Origin of the sequence: Nocardioides sp. CER19, from assembly GCF_029846275.1 — a bacterium.
Taxonomy (GTDB): Bacteria; Actinomycetota; Actinomycetes; order Propionibacteriales; family Nocardioidaceae; genus Nocardioides.
In genome coordinates, this window is the sequence record NZ_JARVWS010000002.1 from 875,834 (window position 1) to 887,671 (window position 11,838).

The following is an 11,838-nucleotide window of genomic DNA, read 5'->3' on the forward strand; positions in this document are numbered from 1 at the left end:
CGCACGGGAAGTGACCACTCGGCTGCATACCTCGACGAACATGCAGAGCCCGCGCCGACCACCGGCCAGGCGCGCAGCAGCTCAGACGATGCCGGCGAGCGGCTCGGGAGAGCCGAGCCAGGTGAGCAGGGTGCGCGCGCCCCAGCCGCTGGGCCCCTTGGTCCACTCGTCGCGGTCCGCGGGGACGTCGCCGACGGAGGCGAGGTCGAGGTGCGCCCACGGCAGTCCCCCGGCGAAGTGCTGGAGGAACAGTGCCGCCGTGATCGCCTGCGGACCACCCGGGCCGTTGTCGGCGTCGGCGATCGAGGAGGCGAGCTTGTCCTCGTAGGTCGCGCTCAGCGGCATCCGCCACAGCGGCTCGCCGGTGGCCTCGCCCGCAGCCTCGAGCGCGGCGGCGAGCAGGTCGTGGTTGGCGAACAGGCCGCCGAGCTGCTGGCCCAGCGCGACCTTGATGCCACCGGTGAGGGTGGCGACGTCGACGAGCACGTCGGGCTTGACCTGGGTGACGGCGTACGCCATCGCATCGGCGAGGACGAGGCGTCCCTCGGCGTCGGTGTTGGTGACCTCGGAGGTACGGCCGGTCTTGTCGCCGGGGTAGTGGCGGAGTACGTCGCCGGGCCGCATCGAGGAGCCGGAGACGGCGTTCTCCGCCGCGGCGATGAGGCCGACCACGCGGACCGGGCAGTCGACCGCGGCCAGGGCGGCCATCGTCGAGAGCACGATGGCGCCGCCGGTCATGTCGCGCTTCATGCTGGTCATCGCGTCGCCGGGCTTGAGGTTGAGACCGCCGGTGTCGAACGTGATGCCCTTGCCGACCAACACGACGGTCGGCGTCTTGCGCGACGCCTTCCGCGGGGCGAAGTCGAGTCGGATCAGCCGTGGCGGCGTGGCCGAGCCGCTGCCCACGCCGAGGATGCCGCCGAAGCCCTCCTTGGCGAGCTGCTCCTCGTCCCAGACCTTGACCTTCAGGCCGGCCTCGTCGGCGACCGTGACGGCCTGCTCGGCGAGCCAGGCGGGGTTCTTGACGTTCGACGGCACGGTCGCGAGGAACCGCGAGCGCCAGCCGGCCGCGGCGACGGCGTTCGCGCGCGCCACCTGGCCGTCGTACGACGACCCGAGCTCGGCGAGCACGACCGACCCGACCGGGCGGGATGCTGGCCCGGACGCGCGCCAGTCGAAGGAGAAGGAGGCGAGCGTGACGCCGACGACGAACGGCTCGATCGCGACGTCGGGCTCGAGCGCGGGGATCGTGGTGGCCACCGTCGCGACGTCACGCGTCGCCCGCGCGACAGCCACACCGGCGCGCCGGAAGTCGATCGGTCGCTGGGCGCCGACCCCGACGAGGAGGATGCGTCGCAGCGACTTGTTGCCCCGCACTCCGCCGGGGACGACGTGCGAGACGACCTGGCCCGCCTTGCCCGTGGCCTTCTCGGCCTCGAGCACGCCGAGCAGGTCGAGCTCGGTCAGCGCGTCGCCGAGCGCCGCTGCGCCCGGCCCGAGGACGAGCGAGTCGCCGGGCAGCACGGGCAGCGCGATGACCTCGGCATCTGAGACGGCGTGCGGATTCCGCTCGTCCAGCGTGACGGCAGGCGCGGCGACCTGCGGTGGGAGGGTGAGGGCGTCAGCCAACGACATCCTTGAGTGCGTCACCGAGGGCGCCCGCCTCGTCGGCGTTCAGCTCGACCACCAAGCGGCCACCGCCTTCCAGAGGAACGCGCATCACGATGCCGCGCCCTTCCTTGGTGACCTCCAGCGGACCGTCTCCCGTCCGCGGCTTCATCGCCGCCATGCGGCACCTCTTCCCTCTGTGGCGTCACGTGGATCCTCACGGTCCCACTGGTTGCGGGAGTCATTATCCCCCATCGAACGGGTTGCCAATCCACAGGCTCCTCAGCGGTGCGCGTGGAAGAGCCGCAGCAGGCGACGGACGACCGGCCCGCGGAGCTCCCGCCGGGACGGATTCCGGCCGAACTCGGCGGTCACGGCCTGGCCCGCGAAGTGCTTGTTGAACCACATGGTCATGGTCCCGTGGCAGCCGCCGTTGCAGCTGAAGCGCTTCACCGGCAGGCGCAGCGCGGTGGCCAGCCGGCGGGAGAACGCCGGGTGCTTGGTCAGCGTGTCGACGCCGTGCAGCGGCTGGTGGAAGCTGACGACGTAGGCGGGGCGCACCTTGCCGAGGAAGCCCATCATCGCCCGCGTCTCCGGCTCGGAGGCGGGCGCGCTGCCTGAGTTGTAGCGGCCGCCGACGCGGCGCCACCCCGTGGGGTAGTTGCGGTTGAGGTCGACGCCGTGGCCGTTCTGGCGGGTGCCGTGCGCCTTCCCGTCGGGGTTGTAGGTCGGCACCACCCACAGGTCGACCCCGCGCACGGGCCGGCCGTCGCGCAGCGAGGTGAGGATGTTGGCGACCTTCGACTCGTCGCCGTGCATGGTCGAGATCAGCACGACCTTCGTGGCGCCCGGAGTGCCGAGGTGCCAGGCGCGGATCGGCCGCCCCTGCGCGGAATGGCCGATCACGCTGACGCCGAGCACGCCGGGTCGACGTGCGCTGGCGTGAGCCGGCGCGCCGACGCCGAGCAGACCGAGGGAGAGACCGAGGGCAAGACCGAGGGGGAGGAGGAGGGCGAGGGCGGCACGGCGCATGGCATCGACTCCGGATCGGTGATCAAACGAGGCTGAACGCGTAGGCCCAGGTGAGCCAGAGGACGCCCAGGAGCGTCCCGACGTGGGCGAGGACCGACAGCCAGGGCGAGCCGGTCCACGTGTCGGCGGCGTCCACGGTGTCGGCGGCGCGCTTGCCGCGGCTGCGGCTGGGCAACCAGCGGAACAGGAGCATGAGCCCGGTGGCGGTCATCATCCACCAGAAGGCGAGCGCGATCACTCCGACCAGTGCCCCGCCGAGGAACGAGTCCTCCGGGAAGACGAGGAACAGCAGCCAGAGCACCACGGCGATCGTGCCGGCGGCGGTGTGCACCGCGAGCGGCCAGCCGGCGTGGCTGCGCCGCAGGCGCAGCCGGGTGAGGAGCACGGCAAGCGCGCCCAGAGCAGTCAGGACGTACGCGACGATCACAGACACGAGGCGTCATGTTCCTATGTCGACGGCGGGTCGACAAGGTGCGCGGCGTCCGAGATCCCGTGCGTGGAGCCGGTCTCCGTCTCGTCGGAGCCCTCCGCGGACGCGGTTCCCGACGACTCGAGCTCGGCGCCCAGGCGGGTGAGCAGGGCGTCGACCTCGGACATCCGGTAGCCGCGCAGGGCCACCGAGAAGCGCACCTTCCGGAGATCGGCGGCTGTGAGCGGACGGTCGGCCGGCACCAGGGCGTCGGGGCGGTCGTCGTACGCCGGCTCCATCGGCTCGCCGCGCCCGGCGGCCACGACCGCGACGCCGCCGAGAACGATCACGACGACGATCGCGAACACCCACATCATCGGGCGTCCCGGGCCTTCACCATGAGCTCGACCATCTCGTCGACGTCGTCGGTGAGCGTCAGCATGGCGATGTCGCTCTCCTTGATGCGCGCGTCGGAGAGCATCGACTGGCTCATCCAGTCGATCAGCCCGCGCCAGTGTTCGACGCCCATGAGGACGATCGGGAACTGGGTGATCTTCTGCGTCTGGACGAGCGTCATCGCCTCGAAGAGCTCGTCGAGGGTGCCCAGACCGCCGGGCAGCACGACGTAGCCCTGGGCGTACTTCACGAACATCGTCTTGCGGACGAAGAAGTAGCGGAAGTTGAGGCCGAAGGTGATGTAGGGGTTGAGGCTCGCCTCCCACGGCAGCTCGATGCCGAGCCCGATGCTCTGGCCGCCCGCCTCGGCGGCGCCCTTGTTGGCGGCCTCCATGGCGCCCGGGCCACCTCCGGTGATGACGGCGAAGCCGGCGTCGGCGAGGGCGGCGCCCACCTTCACGCCCATCTCGTACGCCGGGTTGTCGACCGGCGTCCGGGCCGACCCGAACACCGAGATCGCCGGGCCGATCTCGGCGAGGTCGTTGAAGCCCTCGACGAACTCGGCCTGGATCTTGAGCACCCGCCAGGGATCCGTGTGCACCCAGTCGCCGGTGCCGCGGCTGTCGAGCAGCCGCTGGTCGTTGGTGCTTCCCTCGGGGCGGTTCTCCGTCGGTCGGGGGCCGCTTCCGGTGCGTCGCGTCATGGGTGTCCTGTCCTAGTCGCGGGCGAGCCACTCTCGGAGGACCCGCTCACAGTGCTCGATCTCCGAGACTGCCACGTGCTCGTCCTGCTTGTGGGCGAAGGTCGGGTCGCCGGGCCCGAAGTTGACCGCCGGCACGCCCAGCGTCGTGAACCGGGCGACGTCGGTCCAGCCGAACTTCGGCCCGACCTGCCCGCCGACGGCCTCGACGAACTCCTTCGCCGCGGGCCGGTCGAGCCCCGGCAGGGCGCCGGGCGCCGAGTCGGTCACCGTCACGTCGTAGCCGTCGAAGAACTCCCGCACGAACGCGAGCGCCTCCTCCTCGCTGCGGTCAGGTGCGAAGCGGTAGTTGACCGTCACGACGCACTCGTCGGGGATGACGTTGCCGGCGACGCCGCCGGAGACGAGGACGGCGTTGAGTCCCTCGTGGTAGGTCAGCCCGTCGATGACCGGCTCTCGTGCCTCGTAGGCCTCGAGGCGGCGGAGCACCTCGCCGGCGGCGTGGATCGCGTTGACACCCATCCAGCTGCGGGCCGAGTGCGCCCGCTCGCCGGAGGTCCTGACCTCGACGCGGAGCGTGCCCTGGCAGCCGGCCTCCACGCCGGCGTTCGAGGGCTCCATGAGGATCGCGAAGTCGGCCGCCAGCAGCTCGGGGTTCGACTGGGAGAGCTTGTTGAGCCCGTTGCGCGCGGCGTCGACCTCCTCCGCCTCGTAGAGCACGTAGGTCACGTCGCGCACGGGCCGCTCCAGGGTCGCGGCGAGCCGCAGGATGACGGCGTCGCCGCCCTTCATGTCGCAGCTGCCGAGGCCGTGCAGGATGCCGTCCTCCAGCCGGCCCGGCAGGTTTTCGTTGACCGGCACCGTGTCGAGGTGGCCGGCGAGCACGACCCGCTCGCTCAGCCCGTACGTCGTCCGGGCGACGATCGTGTGGCCGAACCGCTCGACCGTCAGGTGGGGGAGCGCCCGCAGCGCGCCCTCGACGGCGTCGGCGATCGGTCCCTCGTCTCCGCTCACCGACTCGATGTCGACGAGTCGCTGGGTGAGGGTGACGACGTCGGTCGTCAGGTCGAGAGGGGCCATGCGGCCAGTCTCCCAAAGCGCCATGGCGGAGCGGCGTCAGCCCTCGGGGGTCCACTCCTTCTTGGCGACGAGCAGCCCGTCGCCGACTGGGAGCAGGAGCGGGAGCAGCCCGTCGTGGTTGGCGATGGCGCGGCCGAGGTCGCGGATGACCGTGGTCTCCTCGTCGCGGCGCGACGGGTCGGCGACCCGGTCGTGCCACAGGGCGTTGTCGAACGCGACGACGCCGCCGGGGCGCAGCAGCCGCAGCGCCTCGGTGAGGTAGTCGCCGTACTCCCGCTTGTCGGCGTCGACGAACACCAGGTCGTAGTGGCCGTCCGTGAGGCGGGGCAGGACGTCGAGCGCGGAGCCGGAGATGGTGCGGGCGCGCTGGGTCGGGATGCCGGCCTCGGTGAACGTCTGCCGCGCGAGCCGCTGGTGCTCGGTCTCGATGTCGACGGTGGTGAGCACGCCGTCGGCGCGCATGCCGCGGAGCAGCCACAGCCCGGAGACACCGGTGCCCGTGCCGACCTCGACCACGGCGCGGGCGTCGAGGACGGCGGCGAGGAAGCGCAGCGCGGCGCCCCCGCCGGGGCCGATGGGGACGACACCGACCTCGGCCGCGCGCGCCCGGGCCGCGGCCAGGATCTCGTCCTCGGACACGAATTCCTCGGCGTAGGTCCAGCTCGCGGCGTTGATCGGCTCCGTGGTCACGGGAGAAACCTAACGCGATCCGCCGGACGGGCGCGGAACGAAACCCGGCCGCGCGGCGTTTGAACAGTCGACGACCTCAGGCTGCGCTCAGGATGCGTGCCTAGCCTGAGGTCTCCGCGACAAGAGGGAGCGACCCGCATGGGGAACGAGACGACGACCGAACGGCCGGCCGGCGTGCCGACCTGGGACGAGATCGTCGAGCAGCACTCCGACCGCGTGTTCCGGCTGGCCTACCGTCTGACCGGCAACCCGCACGACGCCGAGGACCTCACGCAGGAGGTCTTCGTGCGGGTGTTCCGGTCGCTGGACTCCTACACGCCCGGGACCTTCGAGGGCTGGCTCCACCGCATCACGACGAACCTCTTCCTCGACCAGGCCCGCCGCAAGCAGCGGATCCGCTTCGACGCGCTCTCCGACGAGCGGGCCGACCGGCTGAGCAGCACCCAGCCGACGCCTGACCTCGTCTACACCGACCAGCGCTTCGACGACGACGTCGAGCGCGCCCTCCAGGCCCTGCCGCCGGACTTCCGCGCCGCGGTCGTGCTGTGCGACGTCGAGGGCCTGACCTACGAGGAGATCGCGGGCATCCTCGGCGCCAAGCTCGGCACCGTCCGCTCGCGCATCCATCGCGGCCGGGCGATGCTGCGCGAGGCCCTCGCGCACCGCGCGCCCAAGTCCGGGCGGCTGCGCTACTCGGGCCCCAAGGTCCTCGGATTCGGATCCAGAGCATGAGCCTCCGGAGCGGCCACCTCGGCAACCGCACGAGCGCGCTGCTCGACGGTCAGCTGCCCGCCGACGATGCGGAGCGGGCCTGGGCACACGTCCAGCAGTGCCACACCTGCCGTGACCGGGTCGAGCGCGAGGGCTGGGTCAAGCGCCGCCTCGCCGGCCTGTCCTACGACGCCGGGGCGACTGCCTCCGACCGGCTCAAGGGATCGTTGCTCGGCGCCTCCGAGCTGACCCCCGGCGAGTGCTTCGTCGGTGTCGACCACCACCGCCGCAACGTCGCCCTCGCCGCCGTCGGCGGCGGTGCCGTCGGGGCGGCCGTGATGAGCGTGCTGGCCCTCGGTGCCGGACCCGCCTCCGCGCCGACGACCGAGCGGCCCCAGCCGGTCGTGTCGGTCGGCGCGGTATCCGGGGGCGCGACCATCCCCGTGGGCGTCCACCGGCAGCTCCGACGGCACGCGCCCTGAGCCCCTCACCGAGCTCTCGCACCTGACCGCGCGGGCGCGGCGGTGTGCGGCCGCTTGGCGCTCGCCGCCACAATGTCCGGGTGAGTGACGAGCAGCCGGACGGCGAGCCCACGCAGCCCCTCGGCTGGAACCAGCCGCCCCCACCCTCGGCTCCGCCGCCGGCCCGGCCGGACCGCCCCGCCGGTGCGTCGTGGCTTCCTCCCACGAGCCCGCTGCCGCAGACGAGCCCCCAACCGGTGGCTCCGCCGCGCGCTCGGCCCAGCCGCTGGACGTGGCCGGCGGTCGCCCTGCTCGCGCTTGTCGTCGGCGCCGCGAGCGGCGTCGGCGGTGCCGCGCTGTGGAACCACTACGACGACGACAGTCGCCCGTCCTACACCACGATCGGCGCGCTCGGTAGCACGACCGTCAGCCAGGCTCCGATCAAGCCCGGTGATGCCAGCGTCGTCGCCGTCGCCGACGCGCTGCTGCCGTCGACGGTGCAGATCCAGGCCGAGTACCAAGGCAAGGAGAACGGCGCGACCGGGTCGGGCTTCGTCCTCGACGCCAAGGGCGACATCGTCACCAACAACCACGTCGTCGCGGACGCCGCGAAGGACGACGGGCCGATCTGGGTCGTCGACACCGACGGCCGGCGTACGAAGGCGACCGTCGTGGGCCGCAGCCCGGTCTACGACCTCGCGGTCATCAGCGCGCCGAACGCGAAGGGGCTCAAGCCAGCCTCGCTGGGCGCCGCCAAGGCGCTGCGCGTGGGCGAGCAGGTCGTCGCGATCGGCTCGCCGCTCGGGCTCAGCTCGACGGTCACGTCGGGCATCGTGAGCGCCCTCGACCGGCCGGTGACGACCGGCGACACGGCCGACGACACCTCCTACATCAACGCAGTGCAGACCGACGCGGCGATCAACCCGGGCAACTCCGGCGGCCCGCTCGTCAACCTGCTCGGCCAGGTCGTCGGCGTGAACTCGGCGATCGCCACGACCGGCGGCATCCAGGACGAGGCGGGCAGCATCGGCGTCGGGTTCGCGATCCCCATCGAGCAGGTCCGTACGACGGCCGCGCAGATCCTCGCCACCGGCCAGGCGCGCTACCCGGTGATCGGCGCGAAGGTGCAGACCGCCGACCAGTCGGGCGACGGCGCGGAGATCAGCTCGGTCGACGACGGCACGCCGGCCGCGAAGGCGGGACTGGAGAAGGGCGACATCGTCACGTCCGTCGACGGTCAGCGGGTCACCGACGGGATCGGCCTGATCGTCGCCATCCGCACCCACCAGCCGGGCGAGAAGGTGACGTTCACGGTCAACCACGCCGGCAAGGACCACCAGGTCCGGATCACGCTCGGCGGCCAGGTCGGCTGACCTACTGGCGGCCTACGGGGGGCCTACCAGAGGCCTACTGGCTGTCGGTCTCCGTGTCGACGAACGGGTGCTCGGAGACGAACTCCTCGGTCTCCTTGTAGAGCTGCTGGATGAACTCCTCGAGCCTGCTCGCCTCGACCCGCCACTGACCGCGACCGCCGAGCTTGATGGCGGGCAGCTCGCCGCGCCGCACCAGGGCGTAGACCTGCGCGCTCGAGGTGTTGAGCAGCTCCGCGACATCGGCCAGCGTCAGGAACCGGGGGGTCTCTGGCATGCCGACATGATCCCACCCCCGTGGTCGCGCCGCCGATCGGCACCCGGGTCCTGTGGACAACCCCTGTCTGGGGGATCCTGTGGAGAGACAGGTGACGCGCACGCCGGGCCGGTCACATGATGTCCTCGTGAATCTCGGGCTCGACACCTCGACAGTGAGCCGACCCCCGGGTGACGGGCTGTCGGGTGCGCCCGCCGCCCAGCGCCTGCCACGTGCCGGCTGGCGCGACCCACGACTGTGGGTCGGTGCCGCCATCGTCGCCGTCTCGGTCGTGGCGGGCGCACGGCTCCTCGCGGCGGCCGACGACACCGTCGCGGTCTGGGTGGCCTCCGGTGACCTCGCCGCCGGCGCCCCGCTCACGGCGGGCGACCTCGAGCGGCACCAGGTGCGGTTCGCCGACGGCGACGACCTCGACGGCTACTTCCGCGCGAGCGACCCGCCGCCGGTCGGCGTGCTCCTCCGCGGCGTCGGCTCCGGTGAGCTCGTGCCACGCGCGGCCGTCGGTGCCGCCGGCCAGAACGGGACGGTCCAGGTGCCGCTCTCGGTCGACCCGGAGCAGGTGCCGCCCTCGGTCGGAGCGGGCAGCGTCGTCGACGTCTACCTGCTCGGTCGCGCCGGCACCCGCGACACGGACCCGCCGGGCGACGCGGAGCCGGCCCTCGCGGCAGTGGGGGTCGTCGACGCGCCCGACGTCGAGGACAGCTTCGTCGTGTCCGGCAAGCGGCAGCTGGTGCTGGCGGTGCCGGAGGACGACGCCCGGCGGTTCTTCGGCCTGCTCGGGGCGAGCGACTCGCCGACCCTCACCGTCGTACGCCGGTCATGACCACGATCGTCCTGCTCGCCGCCGCCGGTGCGAGCTGGGAGCCGGCCGGGCTCACGACGCTCGAGCGGGCGCCGGGGGTGGTCGTCCTCAAGCGCTGCGTGGACCTCGACGACCTGCTCGCAGCGGCCGCCTCGGGCCAGGCCGACGCCGCGGTGGTCGCCGCCGAGCTGCCCGGTCTCGACGCCACCGCCGTCGACCAGCTGCGCCAGCACGGCGTGCGCGTCGTGGCGGTCGCCCCGCCGGGTCCGACCGCCGATCCCGTCCGGGCCCGGGCCGCGCGGTCGGGACTGACCCGCGTCGTGCCCGAGGACGCGCTCGCCGAGCTGCCCGGCGCGCTCACCTCGCCGGAGGAGCCCGAGGAGGTGCCGGTTCGCGCCGACTCCGTCGAGCTCCCACGCGCGGCGCTCCGTGGCCGGGTGGTCGCGGTCTGGGGGCCCGCCGGAGCCCCTGGCCGTACGACGGTCGCGACCGCCGTCGCTGCCGAGCTCGCGCACCGGCGAGTGCCCACCGTCCTCGTCGACGCCGACCCCTACGGCGGTGCCGTCGCCCCGCTCCTCGGCGTGCTCGACGAGGTCTCCGGGCTGCTGTCGGCCGCCCGGCTGTCCGCGGCCGGTGAGCTCGCGGTGCGGTTCCCGACCGTGCTGCGCACCTACGGGTCGCACCTCGGTGTGGTGACGGGCCTCCCGCGCGCCGACCGCTGGCCGGAGCTGCGGCCGGGCCTGGTCGGCGAGATCGCCGAGTGCGGGCGCGGGAGCGGCCACGTCGTGGTCGACACCGGGTTCAGCCTGGAGGACGACGGCGGACCCACGCCGGGCCGGACCGGCCGCAACCAGCTCACGCTCGACGCGCTCGAGGCCGCCGACGTGGTGGTCGTGGTCGGGTCGCCGGACCCGGTCGGTCTGGCGCGGCTGGCTCGCGCGCTCGTAGACCTGCGCGAGCACACGACGGTGCCGCCCTACGTCGTCGTCAACCGGATGCGGCCCAGCCTCGGCTGGACCGAGCGGGAGGTCGCGGCCATGCTCGCCGGAGTGGTGCGGACCGCGGCCGTCCGTTTCCTGCCCGACGACCAGACCACTGTCGACCGGGCGGCGGTGTCCGCCCGGTCGCTGCTCGAGACCGCACCCGACGCCCCGCTCCCGCGGGCGGTCGGCGGGCTGGTGGACGAGATCGCGCCCCCGGTCGCCGGTCGCCGGGCCGACCGGTCGCGGCGACGGTCCCGCGGGCGGGCCGCAGCGGGCTGAGCCGCCGCATGCGCCCCCACGGCTCGGGTACGTGCGAAGGATGCGCATCGTGGTGACCGGGGCGACCGGCAACGTCGGGACCAGTGTGGTGGCCGAGCTCGCCCGGAGACCCGAGGTCGACGAGGTCGTCGGCCTCGCCCGCCGGCGGCCGGACTGGCACATCGACGGCGTGGCGTGGCGGAACGCCGACGTGAGGCACGACGACCTGGTCGACGTGTTCACGGGCGTCGACGCGGTCGTCCACCTGGGCTGGGCGTTCCAGCCCAGCCACCGCCCGGACGTGACGTGGGGCGTCAACGTCCACGGCACCACGCGGGTGCTCGACGCCGCCGCGCAGGCCCGGGTCTCGGCCGTCGTGGTCGCCTCGTCCGTGGGCGCCTACTCGACCGGCAACAAGACCGACCTGGTCGACGAGTCCTGGCCCACGCACGGCTGGTCGCCCGCCGCCTACTGCCGCGAGAAGGCCTACGTCGAGCGGCTGCTGGACGGCTTCGAGCAGGCCCGACCGGAGATCCGGGTGGTGCGGATGCGACCGGCCTTCATGTTCAAGGCCCCGTCCTCGCCGGAGCAGAAGCGGATCTTCGGCGGCCGGATGCTGCCGACACGGCTCCTCGGCCGGGTCGGCGTACCGCTGGTGCCGGCGCTGCCCGGGCTCGTCTTCCAGGTGCTGCACACCGACGACGCCGCGCGCGCCTTCGCGCAGGGCGTGCTCGGCGACGCGCGCGGTCCGTTCAACCTGGCCGCCGACCCGCTCGTCGACGCGTCCGTGCTGGGGGAGGTGTTCGGCGGTCGGCCGCTGCCGGTCCCGGCCCGGCCGGTGCGGGAGCTCGCGGCCGCGGCCTGGCACGCGCGGATCGTGCCGGCTCCGCCGCAGCTGCTCGACTACCTGCTGCAGATGCCGCTGATGTCGTGCGAGCGGGCGAACCACGAGCTCGGCTGGCGGCCGGAGCGGACCTCGGTCGAGGCGCTCAGCGCGCTGCGCGAGGGCCTGGCCCACCCGCAGGAGCTGGACACCCCGCCGCTCGCGTCCTGACCGATCG

The 11,838-nt window shown here is 73.2% G+C and carries 15 protein-coding genes; 6 read left to right on the forward strand and 9 right to left on the reverse strand.

From position 1 onward, the window contains the following. Window positions 1-81 precede the first annotated feature (81 nt). The 8 genes from QDS12_RS12690 to QDS12_RS12725 all read right to left on the reverse strand — a co-directional run bounded on the left by QDS12_RS12690 (window position 82) and on the right by QDS12_RS12725 (window position 5,915). Window positions 82-1,629 carry a leucyl aminopeptidase family protein gene (locus QDS12_RS12690; RefSeq protein WP_279879403.1) on the reverse strand — a complete coding sequence of 516 codons (1,548 nt, stop codon included), beginning with the start codon at window positions 1,627-1,629 and terminating at the stop codon, window positions 82-84. Beyond that, window positions 1,622-1,789, reverse strand: a complete 168-nt coding sequence (locus QDS12_RS12695; protein WP_082599809.1) for a DUF3117 domain-containing protein — start codon at window positions 1,787-1,789, stop codon at window positions 1,622-1,624. The genes QDS12_RS12690 and QDS12_RS12695 overlap by 8 nt, the downstream gene beginning before the upstream one ends. A 101-nt stretch (window positions 1,790-1,890) precedes the next feature. After that, entirely contained in the window at window positions 1,891-2,640 is a 750-nt protein-coding gene (locus QDS12_RS12700; protein WP_279879406.1) for a M14 family zinc carboxypeptidase, read from the reverse strand. 22 nt (window positions 2,641-2,662) lie between these two features. Beyond that, window positions 2,663-3,073, reverse strand: coding sequence for a hypothetical protein (locus tag QDS12_RS12705; RefSeq protein WP_279879407.1), 411 nt, complete (start codon window positions 3,071-3,073; stop codon window positions 2,663-2,665). A gap of 14 nt (window positions 3,074-3,087) precedes the next feature. Beyond that, a complete protein-coding gene (locus tag QDS12_RS12710; protein WP_279880440.1) occupies window positions 3,088-3,423 on the reverse strand; it encodes a DivIVA domain-containing protein in 336 nt (111 codons plus the stop codon). Continuing rightward, window positions 3,423-4,148: a TIGR00730 family Rossman fold protein gene (locus QDS12_RS12715; RefSeq protein WP_279879408.1), complete on the reverse strand. Its 726-nt coding sequence runs from the start codon at window positions 4,146-4,148 to the stop codon at window positions 3,423-3,425. The genes QDS12_RS12710 and QDS12_RS12715 overlap by 1 nt, the downstream gene beginning before the upstream one ends. A gap of 12 nt (window positions 4,149-4,160) precedes the next feature. Then, on the reverse strand, window positions 4,161-5,225 hold the full coding sequence (gene dapE, locus QDS12_RS12720; RefSeq protein WP_279879409.1) for a succinyl-diaminopimelate desuccinylase: 1,065 nt from the start codon (window positions 5,223-5,225) through the stop codon (window positions 4,161-4,163). Window positions 5,226-5,261: 36 nt separating this feature from the next. After that, on the reverse strand, window positions 5,262-5,915 hold the full coding sequence (locus tag QDS12_RS12725; protein ID WP_279879410.1) for an O-methyltransferase: 654 nt from the start codon (window positions 5,913-5,915) through the stop codon (window positions 5,262-5,264). 138 nt (window positions 5,916-6,053) lie between these two features. Between QDS12_RS12725 and sigE the strand changes: the two genes are divergently transcribed. The 3 genes from sigE (at window position 6,054) to QDS12_RS12740 (ending at window position 8,460) form a co-directional block, all read left to right on the forward strand. Continuing rightward, window positions 6,054-6,647 (forward strand): RNA polymerase sigma factor SigE, encoded by a 594-nt coding sequence (gene sigE, locus QDS12_RS12730; RefSeq protein ID WP_279879411.1) that lies wholly within the window; start codon window positions 6,054-6,056, stop codon window positions 6,645-6,647. Continuing rightward, a complete protein-coding gene (locus tag QDS12_RS12735) occupies window positions 6,644-7,108 on the forward strand; it encodes a hypothetical protein (protein WP_279879412.1) in 465 nt (154 codons plus the stop codon). The genes sigE and QDS12_RS12735 overlap by 4 nt, the downstream gene beginning before the upstream one ends. Window positions 7,109-7,188: 80 nt before the next feature. After that, window positions 7,189-8,460 carry a trypsin-like peptidase domain-containing protein gene (locus QDS12_RS12740; RefSeq protein ID WP_279879413.1) on the forward strand — a complete coding sequence of 424 codons (1,272 nt, stop codon included), beginning with the start codon at window positions 7,189-7,191 and terminating at the stop codon, window positions 8,458-8,460. 34 nt (window positions 8,461-8,494) lie between these two features. On the opposite strand, the gene QDS12_RS12745 is transcribed toward QDS12_RS12740, so the two are convergent. Next, on the reverse strand, window positions 8,495-8,734 hold the full coding sequence (locus tag QDS12_RS12745) for a helix-turn-helix domain-containing protein (RefSeq protein WP_279879414.1): 240 nt from the start codon (window positions 8,732-8,734) through the stop codon (window positions 8,495-8,497). Window positions 8,735-8,861: 127 nt separating this feature from the next. Between QDS12_RS12745 and QDS12_RS12750 the strand changes: the two genes are divergently transcribed. Genes QDS12_RS12750 through QDS12_RS12760 form a run of 3 tightly spaced genes read left to right on the forward strand, consistent with a single transcriptional unit; the run spans window position 8,862 to window position 11,831 of the window. Further along, window positions 8,862-9,557 carry a hypothetical protein gene (locus QDS12_RS12750; RefSeq protein WP_279879415.1) on the forward strand — a complete coding sequence of 232 codons (696 nt, stop codon included), beginning with the start codon at window positions 8,862-8,864 and terminating at the stop codon, window positions 9,555-9,557. After that, window positions 9,554-10,798 carry a hypothetical protein gene (locus QDS12_RS12755; protein WP_279879417.1) on the forward strand — a complete coding sequence of 415 codons (1,245 nt, stop codon included), beginning with the start codon at window positions 9,554-9,556 and terminating at the stop codon, window positions 10,796-10,798. The genes QDS12_RS12750 and QDS12_RS12755 overlap by 4 nt, the downstream gene beginning before the upstream one ends. Before the next feature lie 40 nt (window positions 10,799-10,838). Beyond that, the gene (locus tag QDS12_RS12760) at window positions 10,839-11,831 is read left to right on the forward strand and encodes an NAD-dependent epimerase/dehydratase family protein (RefSeq protein ID WP_279879418.1); all 993 of its coding nucleotides are present in this window, start codon (window positions 10,839-10,841) and stop codon (window positions 11,829-11,831) included. Window positions 11,832-11,838: the final 7 nt, after the last annotated feature.